Source organism: Hymenobacter sp. UYAg731 (assembly GCF_054061335.1).
In genome coordinates, this window is sequence record NZ_JBSSEC010000004.1 from 294214 (window position 1) to 311922 (window position 17709).

Here is a 17709-nt window from a genome sequence, read left to right on the forward strand (position 1 = left end):
TGGGCAATCGATTTAACGACCGAACCTCATCCTTGGCAAAAACTTGTTTTTTTCACCCAAGCTTGCGCGGCCCGTCCGTACTTTTACCCGCGAAACTCCAACCCCCCAATTCTCTTCCTTATGAAAGTTACCGTAGTCGGAGCCGGCAACGTGGGCGCAACCTGCGCCGATGTGCTCGCCACCCGTGAAATTGCTAACGAAATTGTTCTGGTTGACATTAAGGAAGGCATTGCCGAAGGCAAAGCCCTCGATATCTGGCAGAAAGCTCCGATTATCGGCTACGACTCGCGCACCGTGGGCGTGACCAACGACTACGCCCGCACCGCTGGTTCGGACGTGGTGGTGATTACCTCCGGCCTGCCCCGCAAGCCCGGCATGACCCGCGACGACCTGATTGGCATCAACGCCGGCATCGTGAAATCGGTGACCGAGCAAGTGGTAGCCCACTCCCCCAACGCCATCATCATCATCGTGAGCAACCCGCTCGACGTGATGACCTACCAGGCCCACCTCACCGCCAAGCTACCCCGCGAAAAGGTGTTCGGCATGGCCGGCATCCTCGACACGGCCCGCTACCGCGCCTTCCTGGCGGAAGCCCTGAACGTGAGCCCGAAGGACATTCAGGCCGTGCTCATGGGTGGCCACGGCGACACCATGGTGCCCCTGCCCCGCTACACCACCGTGGGCGGCATTCCGGTTACGGAACTGATTTCCAAAGAGAAGCTTGACGCCATTGTGGAGCGCACCAAGAACGGCGGCGGCGAACTGGTGAAGCTCATGGGCACTTCGGCCTGGTACGCGCCCGGCGCGGCGGCCGCTCAAATGGTGGAGGCCATCGTGCGCGACCAGCGCCGCGTGTTCCCCGTGTGCCTGGAGCTGCAGGGCGAGTACGGCATCAATGGCGTATACCTCGGTGCCCCGGTCATCCTCGGCAAAAACGGCGTGGAGCGCGTGATTGAATTGCAACTGAACGACGAAGAAAAAGCCATGCTCGAAACCTCGCGCGGCCACGTAAAAGAGGTGATGGATGCACTCGACAAAATGAGCAGCGCCCAACCCGCCTAAACAGTATCAATACGTTGTAAAAAGGCCGGTGCTATGCAGCACCGGCCTTTTTTTATGGTTGTCACTTTCTTTGCAGACTTCCGCGTTAATAGGCGAATTAATATGTTTACTTTGCAATATCCCTGCTCGCCTAACCCACTGCTTCCATGAAAAAATCCCTGACCAATTCGTTCGATAAAGTGTATCTGACCATCGAATTTGATGCGGCTAATCAGTGGATTTACAACAACTGGGTGGGCGTGCTGCCTACCGAAAAAGTCATTCAGGGCTGCCAGGCTACCATCGATTTCCTGCGGGAAAACCCATGCGCCCACATGCTGAACGACAACCGCGAAATTGTCGGCTCGTGGAGCTCGGCCAATGACTGGATTGCCCAGAACTGGATGCCACAGGTGCTGGCGCTGGGCCTGAAGCGCTTTGCGCACATCGTGTCACCAGGCATTTTTGGGCAGACATCAGCCGAGGAACTGGTGACGCGCGTGGGCAATCATTTCGAAATCCGGCTGTTCAAAGACTTGGAATTGGCCAAAACCTGGCTGCGCAGCGCGTAACCAATAGCGGCTATTGCTGACTGGCGCGGAAGAGCTTCTGCTTTTCGTCTTTGCTGAGGCTTTCGTAGCCGGAGCGCGAAATTTTGTCCAGAATGGTATCGATTTCGTCCTGCAAGGGCTGGCCGGGGGCAGCGGGTTTCTTGCTGCTGCTCATGGAAGAGGCCGCTACCGGCTCGGGGCGGCGCGTGGTGCTGCTCACGCGCATGGCGGGACGGGAGCTGGTAAGGTTGCTAACCCAGTTGCCAACGGCTTGCACAGGCCGGCCCAAATCGCGCCCGGCCTGCAATTGCTTGATGAACACAAAGCCCAGCAACGCCCCGCCCAGGTGGGCTACCATGCCGCCGGGGTTGCCGCCGCTGAGGCCCGCCAATGACAGCAGAATAACCACGGCCGCAATCCACTTGATTTTGACCGGGCCGATGAGGATGACCATGAACGTGTAATCGGGCAGCAGCGTGGCCGCCGCCACAATAATGGCCGAAACCGCCGCCGAGGCCCCGTTCATGGGGCTGCCCAGGCCGGGCTGGAAGGCCGGAATCAGGTTGAAGCTGAGCAGGAAGAATGCCGCGCCCGCCAGCGCCCCCAGAATGTAGAGGCTCACGAGCCGACGGTTGCCGAGGTATTCCTGAATGAGCTGCCCGAACCAGTACAGGTTCAGCATATTGAACAGAATGTGCAGCAGGCCGTCGAAGAAGCTTTTCTGGTAGGTGGTGTGCGTGAAGGCGTAGGTGAGGATGGTCCAAGGGTGGCGGATGAACTCCGGCAGTGCCGACGACAGCTCGAACTGGCGCAGCAGCAGCGGGAAATACCCACTGGCGCTGCTGATGGTCATCACGGCCTGCACCACAATCAGGCCCGCAAACACCAGCACGTTGAGCATGATGATTTGCATGAGGGCATTGTCGCGGCGACTGAAGGCGGTGCGGATATCTTGAACGATGCTCATGGCACGTAGCGGGGAGTAAACAGATTCAACGAAAGTAACGGAAAGCCGCTGGAGCAGCCCGGTCGCATCTACAACCAACCACTAGTAAAACCGTTCCCGGCCACCCTCCCAAAACTTGAGGACGATGAAGCCAATCAGCAACCCGCCAAGGTGGGCGAAGTGCGCTACGTTGTCGCCGGGGGTGCGATGCACGCCATTGTACAGTTCATACGCGGCGTACAGGAACACAAAATACTTCGCTTTGATGGGAAACGGAAAGAAAAGCAGCATTAATTCCGTGTTGGGAAACAGGTAGGCGAAGGCGAACAGAATACCGAAGAGCGCGCCCGAAGCGCCCAACATCCCGCCGCTGCGCGAGTCACGGGTTTCGGTTACGGCCCCATCCACGGCATTGGTAGCGGCGCTGATGTATTCCTGGTTTTGCGGGTTGCGCTCCAGCGCGCCGGCTAGGCTTTCGTAGCCGGTGGCATCGGGAAAGTAAGAGCGGAAAAAATTGGCAAAATCCCCGCCGGTGGGCGACTGGTGAAACTCCTGCCGCGCCACTTCCATCTTGTGCATCTCATAGCCGCGCACGCCCTCGTAAAGCAGGCCGGCACCCACGCCGCAAATCAGCCAGAAGGTGAGAAAGCGCGACGCGCCCCAGCGCTGCTCCAGCAGCGGCCCGAAGGAAATCAGGCCGAACATATTGGCAATGAGGTGTCCCCAGCCGGCGTGCAGGAACATGTAGGTAAAGAACTGCCAGGGGAAAAAGTACGGCGAACCGATGGGATATAGACTACCAACCTGGGTGATGAGTGGCAGCAAACTCATTTGGGCAATGAGAAACAGAACGTTCGCAATCAGCAAATTGCGAACTGTGGGAGTGAGATTGAACATGCTTTTGAGAAAACGTCCCGGTGCGCGGGGCGAGCAATTGAGAGTAGTGGGCGCAAAGCTAGAGCACCCGTAGCGCGAACTTTTAGTTCGTGTCCCCGCGCCACTAGGATTAACCGAACGGCACGGAGACGCGAACTAAAAGTTCGCGCTACTTACGGAAGAAATCGGCCAGCTGCTGGCCGTCGAGGAGTACGAGGGTTTTGCGGCCGTCGGGGGTATAGCCGGGGGTTTGGCAGGCGAAGAGGCGGTCGGCCAGAGCGTTGAGCTCGGATTCGGGCAGGCGGGTGGCGGCCGTGCCGGCGGCTACGCGGCGGGCCAGGGCGCGGGCCAGGCTCTCGCTCTGGTCGAGCTTGAGCGGGCCGGCCGTGACGCGAAATTGTTCGATGAGGCTTTCCAGCAACTCTTTCTCGTCCTGCACCGGCATCCCGGCCGGAATGGCTTCTACGGCGATGGTGCTCGAACCGAACTCGTTAAAGATGAAGCCCAGCGCGTGCAGCGGCTCGGTCAGCTCGCGCAGCACGGCAAAATCGGCGGGCGAAAACGTGACCGTGCGCGGAAACAGCAGGGTTTGCGAAGTGCCCACGGCCCGGCCCAATTCCTGCCGGTACTGCTCATAGAGAATCCGCTCGCGGGCCGCTTCCTGGTCAATCAGCAGCACGCCCGACTTCACAGGTACCAGCACGAAGCGCTGCTGCACCTGCACGGCGCGGCTGCCCGCGCCGCCCTCGCGGGCAGCCGCATGGCGGTTTGCGGGCACTTCGGGCAAATTCAGGCCCAGCGCAAGCTCAGGCGGTCTGTTTCCGGTATCGCCGGCAGGAAGCGCAGCGGCAAATGCGTCATTAGCCACGGCCGGCACAGGTGTTTCAAAGCTGCGGGCCGTGACGGCGTCGATGCTCGCATCGTCGCGCACGGGCTGGCCCAACTCGCGGTAGAAGGCTTCGAGTTCGCGGCGGGCCTGCTCGGTGGGGCGCGGCGGGGCCTGACGCTCGAAGCCGTCGCGGCGGGTTTCGGGGTTGAAGCTGGTAAAGCCGGAGTTGCTGGCGGTACGGGCGGCGGCGGCCAGGTCGTCGGGGCGGTAGCCGTCGGAGCTGGCGGCGCGGGCCAGCGGGGTAGCGGCGGGCAGGTGGTCGTCGGCCTCGGTGGGGATGCCGCCGGTGCCTTTGCCGGCCCGCAACGGGCGAATGGGCGCGAAGTTCACGTCACCATCGAAGTCCAGCGAGGGCGCGATATTGTGCAGGCCCAGACTCTGCTTCACGGCGGCGCGCACCACGGCGTACACGGTTTTCTCGTCCTCGAACTTGATTTCCGTTTTGGTCGGGTGTACGTTGATGTCGATGGCCTTGGGGTCGAGTTCCAGAAATAGCACGTAGAACGGGTGCGTGTCGCGGGCCAGCAGGCCTTCATAAGCCGCCAGCACGGCGTGGTTGAGGTAAGCCGAGCGGATGAACCGGTTATTCACGAAGAAAAACTGGTCGCCCCGGCTTTTCTTACTCGACTCCGGCTTGCCCACAAAGCCGCGCACCGAAATAGAGTGCGTCACCTCCTCGCAGGACGCCAGCTGCTCCTTATAGCCGTTGCCCAGCAGCGCCACAATACGCTGGCTCAGCTTGCCAGCCGGCAGTCCAAACACCTCCAGTTCATTCTGATACAGCGAAAAGGCAATCTGTGGATTCGCCAGCGCTACGTGCTGAAACTCGTCCAGAATGTGCCGCATTTCCACGGCATTGCTCTTGAGGAAGTTGCGCCGGGCGGGCACGTTGAAAAACAGGTTTTTGACCGCGATGCTGGTGCCGTCGGGGCAGGCAGTGGGCTGCTGACTGGTGATTTGCGAGCCTTCGACCAGCAATAGCGTGCCGGTGTCGTGCTCAGGCTGCTTGGTGCGGATTTCGACCTGTGCCACGGCCGCGATGCTGGCTAGTGCCTCGCCCCGGAAGCCGAGGGTACGAATCCGAAATAAGTCTTCGGTCGAGCGGATTTTGCTGGTAGCGTGGCGCTCCAGGCTCATGCGGGCATCGGTGGGGCTCATGCCGGCGCCGTTGTCCACCACCTGCACGAGCTGCTTGCCAGCCTCTTTCACAATGAGTTGCACCTGGGTGGCCCCGGCATCAACAGCATTTTCCAGCAGTTCCTTCACCACCGAGGCGGGGCGCTGCACCACCTCGCCGGCCGCAATCTGGTTGGCGAGGTATTCGGGAAGCAGGTGAATGATATCAGGCATTTTCTGGAAGCGGGAAGCGGGAATTGAGGAGCGGGCAACGAACAGCTAACCAACACGCAAACAAGCCGAAACGTATTGAACAATAAGCAAAAAACCGCCGCGTTGTAAACCCGCGACGGGGTTTATTGCGTACCTTCGCGGCTAAATAGCGGAGTTCCAAAGCGAGATTCTGCGGCTCACGCCGTCAGGTTTCGCGCCGGAGCCGCCCAGGATTGGAACCTCCAAACCCGGCCGGCGGGTTCCGTTGCTACTCACGACAAAAGTACGGCCCCCGCGGCCCGTTTGCCCCTTGAACCAACCCACCAACCCTACGGGGCTGATGCGCATCCCTTTCCAGCTTACCATGGCGGCCCTGCTGCTGGCGGCGGGAATGTTGCTGTCGTTTGCCGATGTAAAAAAAATGCCCGCCGACCCGCTGCCTTTCGGACCGGTCGAGACGGCCTGGGTCGACAGTATTTTTAACGCCCTCACGCCCGACCAGCGTCTGGGCCAGCTGTTCATGGTGGCCGCGTACTCCAACAAAGACCGTAGCCACGTCGAGCGCATCGAACGGCTGGTACGTAACCAGGGCATTGGCGGCGTGATGTTTATGCAGGGCGGCCCCAAACGCCAGGCCCTGATGGTCAACCGCTTGCAAGCCGCCGCCAAGGTGCCCCTGCTCATCGCTATGGACGCCGAATGGGGCCTCGACATGCGCCTCGACTCCTCAGCCCATTTCGCCAAGCAGATGACGCTGGGCGCTATGGACGACCCCAAGTACGTGTACCAGATGGGCCGCGACATTGCCCGCAAAATGCGGGCGCTGGGCGTACACATCGACTTCGCTCCGGTGCTCGACGTGAACTCCAACCCCGGCAACCCCGTCATCGGCAACCGCTCATTTGGCGAGGACCAGAACCGGGTGGCCACGCTGGGCATCCAGTATATCAAGGGTTTGCAGGACAACAACGTGATGGCGGTGGCCAAGCACTTCCCCGGCCACGGCGATACCGATACCGATTCACACGTTTCGCTGCCGGTCATCAACACCGACATGGCCCGCCTCACGAAGGTGGATTTGGTGCCCTTCCAGCAGTCGTTTGAGGCGGGCGTGATGGGCGTGATTGTGGCTCACCTCTACATGCCGCTGTTCGACACCACGGACGCCAAAACCACCACTCTGTCGCACGCGCTGGTAACGGACCTGCTGAAGGACAAAATGGGCTTCAAAGGCTTGGTTTTCACCGATGCGCTCAATATGAAGAGCGTGAGCCGGCTCTACAAGGATGGTGAGCTGGATGCCCTGGCCCTGGCCGCCGGCAACGACGTGCTGCTGTTTTCGGAAGACGTGCCCTCGGCCCTGCTGCGCATCCGCGAGGCGGTGGCGGCTGGCAAGCTTACTCAGGTTGATTTGGACCTGCGCATCAAGAAAATTTTGCGGGCCAAGTACTGGGCCGGGCTGAACCACTACCAGCCCGTGAATCTGCGCACCCTGCGCGACAGCCTGAACCTGCCCGACTCGAAAGTATTGGCCCAAAGCATTTTTGAGCACGCGGTGACCGTGGCCAAGAACGACGACAACCTCCTCCCCTTCCAGCGGCTCGATACGCTGCGGATTGCAGCCATCACCATTGGCGCCCAAGCGGAGGGGCCGTACGCGACCATTTTCAACAAATACCAGCCCGGCCCGGTGTACGCCGTGCCCGACCGCTACGCGCCCGACTCTACATTTGCTCGCATCAGCAGCCGCCTGCAAGGCTATAATGTGGTGGTAGTGAGCCTGCACCAGATGAATAATACGCCCAGCCACAGCTACGGCATCGGCGACGGGGCGCTGAAATTCATTAAGCAGCTGGAAGCCAACAAGCGCATTAAAACGGTGGTAGTAGCGATGGGCAACGCCTATTCGCTGAAATATCTGGAAGGAGCACGCACGCTGGTTTGCGGCTACGAGGACCACTACGCGGCGCAGCTGGTGGTGCCGCAGGTGCTATTTGGGGCGCTGCCGGCGCGGGGCAAATTACCCGTTACGGTGTCGCCCACGCTCAAAACCAACTTCGGCATTGCCACCGCCGACCTGCACCGGCTGCGCTACGCCGTGCCCGAAAGCCAGGGCCTGAGCTCGCGGGTTTTGGCCCAGATTGACAACATTGCCCTCGAAAGCCAGACCTACGCGGCGGCTCCCGGCTGCCAGGTGCTGGTGGCCAAAAACGGCACCGTGGTGTTCGACCAGAGCTACGGCTACTGCACCTACGACCAAACTCAACCCGTGACCAGCAGCACGTTATACGACCTGGCTTCGGTGACCAAAGTGGCCGGAACCCTGCAAGCCGTGATGTACCTCAAGGACCAGGGCAAGCTGAACATCGAGGAGAAAGTATCAACTTACCTACCCGAGCTGGCCCGCACCAACAAGCGCGACATGACCGTGCGCGATGTGCTCCTGCACCAGGCCGGCCTCAAGCCGGGCATCCCAACCTGGGAGCGTACCCTACGCGACGGGCAGCTCAAGCCCACCTTCTACGCCAGCGCCCGCTCCGACGACTTCCCCAATGAAGTAGCACCCGGCGAATACAGCACCAAAGCCGCCGACGACTCCGTCTGGGCCTGGACCATGCGCTCCAGCCTGCTGCCCAAAATCAAAGGCAAGTACCCCACAGAATATTCCGACCTCAGCTTTATGGTGATGAAGCGGGTGTGCGAAAAACTTCTCAAACAGCCAATTGAGAATTTCTTGGAAGACAACTTCTATCGGCCGCTGGGGCTGGGCAGCATGACGTATAACCCCTTGCAGCGCTTTCCCAAAAGCTGCATCGCACCCACTGAGAACGATACGTACTACCGCCGCGAGCAACTGCAAGGCACGGTGCATGACCAAACCGCCGCCCTCGTGGGCGGCGTGGGCGGCCACGCCGGCCTGTTTGCCACGGCCAACGACCTGGCGGTGCTGATGCAGATGAACCTGCAAAACGGCAACTACGGCGGCTCCCGCTACTTCCAGTCGCCGGTGGTGACGGAGTTTGCGCGGCCCCAGACGGCCGGCAGCCGGCGCGGCTTGGGCTGGGACCACGGCGACCCCAGCAAGCCCGAAGGCCCCACCAGCAACCTCTCGCCGGCCAGCACCTTCGGCCACACCGGCTTCACGGGCACCTGCGTGTGGATGGACCCGGACAACAACATCCTCTACATCTTCCTCTCCAACCGCGTGTACCCCGATGCTGGCAATAACAAGCTGCGCCAGTACAACATCCGCACCCGGATTCAGGAGGTTATTTACAAGGCGATGGCGGCGGAAAACACGAAGAAATTGCCGGCCACAGCCTCCCAGAAATAAGGCTTTCTGCATTCTGAAAACGCGACGGGGCCGCGACTTCGCAGTCGTGGCCCCGTCGCGGTAATGGCCTATTTGATAATAAAATCCATCATCAGATTAAAGCTGGTGTTGAACGCCGGCTGCTGGGTTTCGCGCCAATACTGGTAAATGAGGCCGATGTCCCAGTCCAGCTTATGCTCGGGAAAGCGGCGGTGGTAGTATAGGGAAGCGCGGTTTTCGGTGAGTTTGCACCTACAATGGAACAAACAGGCGGCTGGCTGGTAACAGCGCTGATTTTTGCGGTGCAGCTCGCCTTCTTTTATACGATGGGCCGGTTGTTTTATTTGGGCCGGCCGGTATTCAATCCATTCAAAAAAGGATTGAGCGACCTGCGCGCCGATTTCGGCATCGACGCGCCGCCGCCCGGCATGCAGTCCACCTCGGCCATGATTGGCAGTGTGACCTACAAACACACTCTATACATCAAGCTTGATGCAGAAGGCATGTGTCTGGGAAAGAACTTCCTGGGCAAGCGCTACGTGTACATTCCGTACCACGCCATCCGCATCACAACCCCGCCGCGCCGCGTCACGATACTGCGCATTCCCTTCGTGCTCGATGGCGCGTTTGCGGTAAACGGCGTAGATATTTCACTCAAAACCGACCAGGCCAAGGCACTTATCGAAGCCATTGCCTACGCCGAAGGTGATTCTACGCCTGAACTCCTGAAGCCAGCGGGTCCGGCCCGGCCAACATCCCGCCCGGTTTCCGGTTAGGCAGAACGCGCAGCTCTTTTTCGCGTTAGCTTCCCTATGAACATCGGCATCGTTTGTTATCCCACCTTCGGCGGCTCCGGCGTGGTGGCCACGGAACTGGGCAAAGCCCTGGCCCAGCGCGGCCACCGCGTCCATTTCATTACTTACAGCCAGCCGGTGCGGCTCGACTTCTTCAACGAGAACCTCTTCTACCACGAGGTGTATGTGCCCGCGTATCCGCTGTTTCAGTTTCCGCCCTACGAGCTGGCGCTAACCAGCAAAATGGTTGACATTGTGCAGAACGAGAAGCTCGACGTGCTGCACGTACATTACGCCATTCCGCACGCCTCGGCGGCCTACATGGCCAAGCAGATTCTGCGTTCGCGCGGCATTCAGATTCCGGTGGTGACCACGCTGCACGGCACTGATATTACGCTGGTGGGTAAGGATGCCAGCTTTGAGCCGGTGGTCACGTTCAGCATCAACCAGAGCGACGGCGTAACGTCGGTGTCAGCCGATTTGCGGCGCGAGACCTACGAGTATTTTGCCGTCGAAAAGGACATCATGGTCATCCCCAACTTCATCGACCTGCACCGTTTCAAGAAGCAGGAAAAAAGCCATTTCCGGGCCGCCATCGCCCCAGACGGCGAGAAGCTTCTGATACACACCAGCAACTTCCGCACCGTGAAGCGGGTGGAAGACGTGTTGCGGATTTTTGTGGGCGTGCGGGAGAAAATCCCGGCCAAGCTGCTTCTCGTGGGCGACGGCCCCGACCGTAACCGTATGGAAAAGCTGGCCCGCGACCTTGACGTGCATCGCGACCTGCGCTTTCTGGGCAAGCTCGAAGCCGTGGAGGAAGTGCTGAGCGTGGGCGACCTGTTTCTGATGCCTTCCGAAAACGAGAGCTTCGGCCTCGCCGCCCTCGAAGCCATGGCCTGCGAAGTGCCCGTGGTGAGCACCAACGCCGGCGGCATTCCCGAGCTGAATGTGCATGGCGTGACCGGCATGCTGAGCGAAATCGGCGACGTGGAGGACATGGTCAAAAATGCCCTCTACGTGCTCGATGATGCGAACCTGCCGCGCTTCAAAGCCGCTGCCCGCGCCCGCGCCGAGGAGTTTGCCGTGGAGAATATCGTGCCACTGTATGAGGAGTGCTACCGCCAGGCGATGGAGGCGGTGAGCGTAACGGCTTGACCCTTTGCATAATGAGAAACAAAGCGTTTTGGCCGCGTTTGGTCCAGTTCTTCGTTCCTCACTAAGCGAAGCGTTAAAACAGCCCGGACGCCTCGTTCTTCACCACGGCCAGCGCCTGCGCGGTGGGTTCGGCCCCGTCCATCATCAGGCCTTCGAGGATGCGCTTGGCCAGCTCGGTGCCGCGCGCCTGGGCCGGGTTCTGAATGCCGTGGAAGGCGCGGTTCACCATCGTGAGCACGTTTTCTTTGGCTTCTTTCACCAGCGTCCAGGCATCGGCCGAAATGTAGAGTTGCTGCGAGAGGTTGTGCTCGTATTCGGCCCGGATTTCCTGCTGGAGCAGGCGGTGAAACTCGGGCGCGGTGGAGCCGGCGCTGCTCAGGCGCACGAGGATGTTGTTGGGCGAGATGCGCTCCAGAAACAGCACGATGCGCTCGTAGGCCTGCAGGCGCAGGGGCAGTGTGGTTTTGTTGCTTTCGAGGCGCAGCTCAATCAGGCGGCGCTGCTGTTCCTTCTCCAGAAATTCTTTGAACAGAAAGTAGATGGCCCCGGCCACAATGAGCGCGGGCAGGATAATCTTAAGCAGGTCGAAAAGGTAGGTCGAATCCATGGGGAGGGAAGCTTTAGGTGCCACCGCAGGGCCGTGCGTGAGTTGGCAGTAGGTGAAACGGCAGGCCAAAGCTCACCGCACAAGCTGCAAAACTACGCCGTGAACCGCCGGACCCCAACCGCTGTTTGCTGTGCTGCGGCCGTACCAACGGCAACGCCGGCTCCGGCCGTATCTTTGTTCTTCACTTCCCGCTAAATCAACTTTTATTATGGCTGCTGTTGCCACCCTCGCCCCCATTTCCCTCACCGACCGCGCCGTAGTGGAGGTGAAAAACATCATCCAGGAGAAGAACGTCCCGGCCGATTACGGCCTGCGCATCGGCGTGCAGGGCGGCGGCTGCTCGGGCATGAGCTACCTGCTCGGCTTCGACAAAGCCAAGGATGCCGACGAAACCTACGACCTCGACGGCCTGAAGCTCATCATGGATAAAAAGCACGCCATGTACGTGCTGGGCATGGAAGTCGACTTCCAGGACGGCCTCAACGCCCGCGGCTTCGTCTTCAACAACCCCCAGGCCAAGAGCACCTGCGGCTGCGGCTCGTCGTTCTCGGCGTAACCCTTGCGGTTTTTAAGCATAACGCCCTGGCCCATCCGGCCGGGGCTTTTTCGTTTACTTTCGCACCAATCAGTTCACCAAATCCCTGCCTTATGCGCTTGATATTGCCGCTCCTTTTGCTGCTGACGAACTTCCTGGCTCAGGCGCAAAAATTCAGCCCCACCGAGCTGGCGCGCTGGCAGCAGCAGGCCCGGCAGGTAAGCATCACGCGCGACACCTACGGCGTGCCGCACATCTACGGCAAGACGGATGCGGATGCCGTTTTCGGCCTGCTCTACACCCAGTGCGAGGACGATTTTGACCGCGTGGAGGCCAATTACCTCGACGCCATTGGCCGGCAGGCGGAGGTAGATGGCGAAGCGGCGCTGTACCACGACCTGCGCGCCCGGCTATTCATGGACAGCACGCAGACCCTGGCCATTTACCAGAAGTGCCCGGCCGAGACGAAGAAGCTGCTCGACGCCTTCGCCGCTGGCACCAACTACTACCTGGCCACGCACCCCACCGTGCAGCCTCGGCTGTTGCGCCGCTTCCAGCCCTGGATGCCGCTCATGTTCAGCGAAGGCAGCATTGGGGGAAATATCAGCGTGGTGAGTATTGAGCGGCTGAAGGCGTTTTACAGCCAGAAAAAGTCGAGTTCGTGGATTGATACCGACTTCGGACGGGCCGACCGCGAGCCGATGGGCTCCAACGGCTTTGCCATTGCGCCGGCCAAAAGCACCAGCGGCCACGCCTTGCTGCTCATCAACCCGCATACCTCCTTCTACTTCCGCTCTGAAGTGCAGATGGCGAGCCAGCAGGGTTTGAATGCCTACGGGGCCGTAACGTGGGGGCAGTTTTTTGTCTATCAGGGCTTCAATGAGCACTGCGGCTGGATGCACACGTCCAGCCAGGCCGATTCAATGGACGAATACCTCGAAACCATCGAAGAAAAAGGCGGCAATTTCTTCTATAAGTACGGCGGCAAGCTGCGCGCCGTGCAGGTGCAAAAAGTGTCGTTGCCCTACAAATCGGGCGATAAAATCCTGCGCAAAACCTTTACTATCTACCGCACGCACCACGGCCCCATCGTGGGTCAGAAATCGGACGGGCAATGGGTAGCGGTGAAGATGATGAACGCGCCGCTGGCCGCCCTGCAACAGTCTTACCTGCGCACCAAAGCCACCGACTACGCCAGCTTTCAGCAGGTGATGAAACTGAACGGCAACGCCTCGAACAACACCGTTTTTGCCGATACCAAGGGCAGCATTGCCTACTGGCACGGCAATTTTATGCCAAAGCGCGACCCGAAATTCGACTGGAGCCAGCCCGTGGATGGCAGCAACCCGGCCACCGAATGGCAGGGGTTTCACCCGGTGAGCGAGTTGGTGCAAGTGCATAATCCCGCCAGCGGTTTCATCCAAAACTGTAATTCGACGCCTTTCACCGTGGCCGGCCCCAGCAGCCCGCTGGCGGCTAAATACCCCAAATACTTGGCCCCCGATGCCGAAAATTACCGGGGCCTCAACGCCGTGCGCGTGCTCAGCGGCAAAGCCGTGTTTACCCTCGATACCCTGATTGCGGCGGCCGACAATCCGCACCTCACCGCCTTCGATGATATGCTGCCGCCACTGCTGGCCGCCTACCAGCCTACCTCGGCCGAAAAAGCCGCCGCGCCCGCCGTAGGCGAAGCCGTGGAGATGCTCCGGGCCTGGAACCACGGCTACGCCCAAAACTCCGTGGCCCAGACGGTGGCCATTTACTGGGCCGAGCGGCTCCTGGCCAAGGCCCGCGCCCGCGTGCCCGCTGCCCAGCCGCAGCTCGACTACATAAGCTTCACCCGCTTCGCGCTGGCAAATACCTCGCCCACCGAAAAAGTAGCCGCCCTCACCGAGGCCATTGATGACCTGACCCGCGATTTCGGCACCTGGAAAATGCCCTGGGGCGATGTGAACCGCTACCAGCGCCTCACCGGCCACATCGAGGAGAAGTACGACGACCAGCAGCCCAGCCTGCCGGTGGCCTTCACCTCGTCGGCCTGGGGCTCGCTGGCCGCGTTTGGGGCGCGGGCCTACCCCAGCACCAAAAAGCGCTACGGCAATGTGGGCAACAGCTTCGTGGCGGTGGTGGAGTTTGGCCCGCGCATCGTAGCGCGCTCGGTGGTCACGGGGGGCCAGAGCAGCCGCCCCGGCACGCCCCACTTCACCGACCAGGCCGATTTATACTGCAACGGCCGTTTCAAGGAAGTGCGCTTCTACCCCGAAGACGTGAAGGCCCATGCCGAAAAAACCTACCATCCCGGCGAGTAAGCCTGTGACGGGCTTACCTTCAACGCCATCCAATCACGCTAACCCAACCACGCATGGACGTTAAATATCTCTCCGACGACAAAGGCAAAATCACCGGCGTTTTCATTGCCATTGAGGAGTGGGAGCGCCTGCAAAAGCAGTACAACATCAGTGAAAAAGCCCCGGCCGACTCCGGCACCAAGCTCCAGCAGTCGCTGGCCGAGGCCATGAAGAAGGTGAAGCCCAGCGAGGAGGCCGAATAGAGGAGGCTGGATAGATGAGCATGACCGTTTTTTCTTGCTTTCGACTACCCTTATTTCCGCCAACCCCTAGCGTCCGAAGTCGTCCTGCACGCGTACGATGTCATCCTCATCCGACGGGTTATCTACGTCGGTGTGTTGCCAGATTTCGGCCAGGATGCCCCATTCTTTCAGGCCCACGAGGCGGTGGCGCTCGCCCTGCCGCAGAATGATGCGCTCGCCCACTTGCAGGCTTTTTACTTCGCCCTGCTCGTCGGTTTTGCTGGTGGCCACGCCTACCGGGCCCTGCACAACCTGCCAGATTTCGGCGCGGCGGTGGTGGTACTGCCAGCTCAGCCGCTGGTGCGGGGCTACTATCAGAATTTTTGGGCTCAGCCGGCCCGAAATCCGCAGGCTATCCACCAGCAGGCCGTCGAAATAGGTGTTGGCAAATTCCTGGGCCTGGGCTTCGTCAATTACGAAAAACCCACCCCACGGGCGATTGGGGTCTTCTTTGGCAATGATGAAGCCTTGCTGCTTCAGCGTTTCGGCCACTTGGTGGAACAGGGCGCGCTTTTGAGAGTCAGTGTCGGGCATAAGTATTTACGTTTGAAGTGAAGCAAATATATCAACTTCATTATTTATAGCCGCCTAGCCGTTTAATCAATACGTTTTCGCAGCATCCGCCGGTATCACCACCACATAATCGGCCACGTTCACCTGCTCCTTTTCCAGCGTCTGGAGCTGCTCCTGCGTCACCACGCTGATGGTTTTTACGCGCAGTTTGGGCACGTACTGGTGCAGCCAGGCCACAATGCCGTCGTGGTGGTCGGAGTGGTAGCTGCCGTTGAGGTGTAGCATGGTTTGGCCGGGCGCGAGGCTGGTTTCAATGAAGTGGGCCATGGTGGCGTCTTTTAGTGCTTGGGCCTGAATGATGTTCTGGGCGCCGCCGCCGTGGGCCTGGCCGCTGCCGCCAAACATGGCGGCCATGTTTTTGTAACCGGGCAGGTCGTAGTCCACTTTCAGCGGGAGCGGGGCGAGCAGGGCGCGGTCATTGGCGGGCAGCTTGTCGAGGGCGGTGAGGCTGCGCTGGGCCACGGTTTTGGCGAAAGGGCGCGGGGCATTGGTGCCGATGACGGGCAGGTGGTTTTCGCGGGCGAATTGCAGCAGCGGGCGGTAGTCGGTGGCGTAGTTGGGCCACGGGCGGGCCTGGCGCTCGAAGGCGGTATCGGCCAGGGTACCGGCGGCGTATTGCGCTATCAGCGGCTGCACGTCGCGCTCAAACATCTCTAGGCCCAGTACCAATTGGCCGGGCTTTTTCAGTTTCAACAGGTCCCTGGCTACCTGCAGCTCCAGCCAGTGCGCCAAGGCGTCGTTGTGCTGCTCACCGAAAAGCACCACATCGGCCTGGGTCAGCTCCTGGAGCATCTGGTCGTAGTCGGCGGGCGGGCCGGCGGCGGTGAAGAGGCGGTAGGCCGGCCGGTCGGCGGTGAAGGCCAGCAGCGGCAAAAGCAGCAATAAGAAGCGGAAACGCAGGAAACGAGGCATAAGTAGCAGTTAAGAACAGGGATTCCTCATGGAGCTATACGAGGAAGTTTTGTGCGTACAAAAGTGGCCCGCACAGCTATACAAACAACTTTTATAGGTGCAAAACTGCCTGATACAACTGTGTCAACCGCTTTTGCGCGTGCAAAAGTGGTTGACACAGTTGTTTTCGATTCGAAAGCAGACCTTTTAGCCCTTATAAAACATCCACTTGCCCAGCTCCTTGTACGTCACCTTCTTGCCGTACATCAGGATACCCACGCGGTAGATGCGGGCCGCCACCCACACCGTGCCGATAAAGCCCAGAATGAGCAGGACAATGGACAGCGCCAGCTGCCACATCGGCACGCCAAACGGCAGGCGGATGACCATGGCAATGGGCGAGGTCAGCGGGAACATCGACATCCAGAAAGCCACCGGCCCGTCGGGGTTGCGCAGGATGACCGACACGCCCACGATATAGCTCAGAATAAGCGGCATGGTAATCGGAAACATGAACTGCTGGGTATCGGTCTGGTCGTCCACGGCCGCGCCCACGGCCCCGAACAGCGCCCCATACAGCAGGTAGCCACCCAGGAAATAGATAATGAAACCGAACAGAATGGTGCCCAGCGGCAGCGCCGCCAGCGTATTGAGAAAGTTGAAACGGCTGGCCGGATTGCTGGCCTGGGCCGTTTGCTTGTCCACGCTGCGGTCAAATTGCGCGCCCGCGCTGCGGGGTTCGTCGTCGTCGGCCGCAGTAACAGCCGGGGCTCCGGGAGCCCGGGTGCCGGCGGCAACCTCCGTCTTGGGTTTGTCCTTGCCTATCAGCAGCGGCAGCACCACCGAACTTACCCCAAACGACAGCACGCCCCACAGCAGAAACTGGGTGAGGCCCACCGCCGCGATGCCCACAATCTTGCCCATCATCAAATCAAATGGCTTCACCGACGACAGCATCACTTCCATGATGCGGCTCGACTTCTCCTCCCCCACCCCGCGCATAATCTGCACGCCGTAGATGAAGATAAAAAAGTAGATAGCCAGGGCCAGCGCGTAGGCGATGCCCGAGGTAGCCAGCGCGTTGCTGTTGGCTTCCTTGCCGGTTTCATCGAGGCTCACGGCCTGCAAATCCACCTTCGAGCGCAGGCGGTCGAGCTGGTCCTGGGTGAGGCCGGATTTCTGCATTTTCAGGTCCGAAAAGGCTTTATTGAGAGCTGTTTCCACGGCCAGCTGCTTTTTCAGGCTTATGTTGCCTTTGCCGAAGAACTGCACGCCGGAGGGCTTCTCCACGTCGAGGGCGGCGGGTAGGTACACCAGCCCGTCATGCTTGGCTTTCTGGAAGCCTTTTTTGGCTTCGGCCAGCGTGCCGGTTGCCGTTGCAAACCGCAGCTGCGGGGTGCTCACCAGGTGGCTGGCCACGTTCAGGCCGGAGTCATCGCGCACTTCTATTACGTCGGTGGTGTCGTTGTCGGAGCTGGCTACCTTGGCGATGATGAAGCCGAACGCCGCCAGCAGCAGCGGCACGGCCAGGGTGAGGACGATAAAGGCTTTTTTGCGAACGCGGCTCAGGTATTCGCGTTGGGCAATAAGGAGGAATTTGGAGGCCATGACAACGG

At 60.2% G+C, this 17709-nt stretch carries 16 protein-coding genes; 8 read left to right on the top strand and 8 right to left on the bottom strand.

The features are described from left to right. The first annotated feature begins 120 nt into the window (after positions 1–120). Positions 121–1065 (top strand): malate dehydrogenase, encoded by a 945-nt coding sequence (mdh, locus tag ACVWYF_RS13260; RefSeq protein WP_457068717.1) that lies wholly within the window; start codon positions 121–123, stop codon positions 1063–1065. Between the two features lie 146 nt (positions 1066–1211). Then, on the top strand, positions 1212–1616 hold the full coding sequence (locus tag ACVWYF_RS13265; protein WP_457068719.1) for a hypothetical protein: 405 nt from the start codon (positions 1212–1214) through the stop codon (positions 1614–1616). Positions 1617–1626: 10 nt separating this feature from the next. On the opposite strand, the gene ACVWYF_RS13270 is transcribed toward ACVWYF_RS13265, so the two are convergent. From ACVWYF_RS13270 to mutL, 3 genes are all read right to left on the bottom strand, one after another. Continuing rightward, a complete protein-coding gene (locus ACVWYF_RS13270) occupies positions 1627–2562 on the bottom strand; it encodes a rhomboid family intramembrane serine protease (protein ID WP_457068721.1) in 936 nt (311 codons plus the stop codon). Between the two features lie 81 nt (positions 2563–2643). Then, positions 2644–3372 carry a rhomboid family intramembrane serine protease gene (locus ACVWYF_RS13275; protein ID WP_457068723.1) on the bottom strand — a complete coding sequence of 243 codons (729 nt, stop codon included), beginning with the start codon at positions 3370–3372 and terminating at the stop codon, positions 2644–2646. A gap of 214 nt (positions 3373–3586) precedes the next feature. Continuing rightward, positions 3587–5656: a DNA mismatch repair endonuclease MutL gene (gene mutL, locus ACVWYF_RS13280; RefSeq protein WP_457068725.1), complete on the bottom strand. Its 2070-nt coding sequence runs from the start codon at positions 5654–5656 to the stop codon at positions 3587–3589. 289 nt (positions 5657–5945) lie between these two features. Here mutL and ACVWYF_RS13285 point away from each other — a divergent pair, with 289 nt between their 5' ends. Continuing rightward, entirely contained in the window at positions 5946–8969 is a 3024-nt protein-coding gene (locus ACVWYF_RS13285) for a glycoside hydrolase family 3 N-terminal domain-containing protein (RefSeq protein WP_457068727.1), read from the top strand. 68 nt (positions 8970–9037) lie between these two features. Here the strand turns inward: ACVWYF_RS13285 and ACVWYF_RS13290 are convergent, their stop codons facing one another. Beyond that, positions 9038–9214: a hypothetical protein gene (locus tag ACVWYF_RS13290; protein WP_457068729.1), complete on the bottom strand. Its 177-nt coding sequence runs from the start codon at positions 9212–9214 to the stop codon at positions 9038–9040. Here ACVWYF_RS13290 and ACVWYF_RS13295 point away from each other — a divergent pair. Together ACVWYF_RS13295 and bshA are read left to right on the top strand one after the other, a co-directional pair. Next, on the top strand, positions 9206–9724 hold the full coding sequence (locus ACVWYF_RS13295; protein ID WP_457068731.1) for a hypothetical protein: 519 nt from the start codon (positions 9206–9208) through the stop codon (positions 9722–9724). The two genes, ACVWYF_RS13290 and ACVWYF_RS13295, sit on opposite strands and share 9 nt — an antisense overlap. A 36-nt stretch (positions 9725–9760) precedes the next feature. Further along, on the top strand, positions 9761–10897 hold the full coding sequence (bshA, locus tag ACVWYF_RS13300) for an N-acetyl-alpha-D-glucosaminyl L-malate synthase BshA (RefSeq protein ID WP_457068733.1): 1137 nt from the start codon (positions 9761–9763) through the stop codon (positions 10895–10897). A gap of 73 nt (positions 10898–10970) precedes the next feature. On the opposite strand, the gene ACVWYF_RS13305 is transcribed toward bshA, so the two are convergent. After that, positions 10971–11504, bottom strand: coding sequence for a DUF7935 family protein (locus tag ACVWYF_RS13305; protein ID WP_457068735.1), 534 nt, complete (start codon positions 11502–11504; stop codon positions 10971–10973). Between the two features lie 208 nt (positions 11505–11712). On the opposite strand from ACVWYF_RS13305, the gene ACVWYF_RS13310 reads away from it, so the two are divergent. From ACVWYF_RS13310 to ACVWYF_RS13320, 3 genes are all read left to right on the top strand, one after another. Continuing rightward, a complete protein-coding gene (locus ACVWYF_RS13310; RefSeq protein ID WP_198066873.1) occupies positions 11713–12060 on the top strand; it encodes a HesB/IscA family protein in 348 nt (115 codons plus the stop codon). Between the two features lie 92 nt (positions 12061–12152). Beyond that, positions 12153–14348 (top strand): penicillin acylase family protein, encoded by a 2196-nt coding sequence (locus tag ACVWYF_RS13315; protein WP_457068737.1) that lies wholly within the window; start codon positions 12153–12155, stop codon positions 14346–14348. 53 nt (positions 14349–14401) lie between these two features. After that, complete coding sequence (locus ACVWYF_RS13320) at positions 14402–14590, top strand: hypothetical protein (protein WP_457068739.1); 189 nt, start codon at positions 14402–14404, stop codon at positions 14588–14590. A gap of 66 nt (positions 14591–14656) precedes the next feature. Here ACVWYF_RS13320 and ACVWYF_RS13325 read toward each other — a convergent pair whose 3' ends face one another. From ACVWYF_RS13325 to ACVWYF_RS13335, 3 genes are all read right to left on the bottom strand, one after another. Further along, positions 14657–15163 carry a phosphoheptose isomerase gene (locus ACVWYF_RS13325; protein ID WP_457068741.1) on the bottom strand — a complete coding sequence of 169 codons (507 nt, stop codon included), beginning with the start codon at positions 15161–15163 and terminating at the stop codon, positions 14657–14659. Between the two features lie 66 nt (positions 15164–15229). Then, the gene (locus ACVWYF_RS13330; protein WP_457068743.1) at positions 15230–16114 is read right to left on the bottom strand and encodes a ChaN family lipoprotein; all 885 of its coding nucleotides are present in this window, start codon (positions 16112–16114) and stop codon (positions 15230–15232) included. A 186-nt stretch (positions 16115–16300) separates the two neighbouring features. Then, entirely contained in the window at positions 16301–17701 is a 1401-nt protein-coding gene (locus ACVWYF_RS13335; RefSeq protein WP_457068745.1) for an ABC transporter permease, read from the bottom strand. Positions 17702–17709 lie beyond the last annotated feature (8 nt).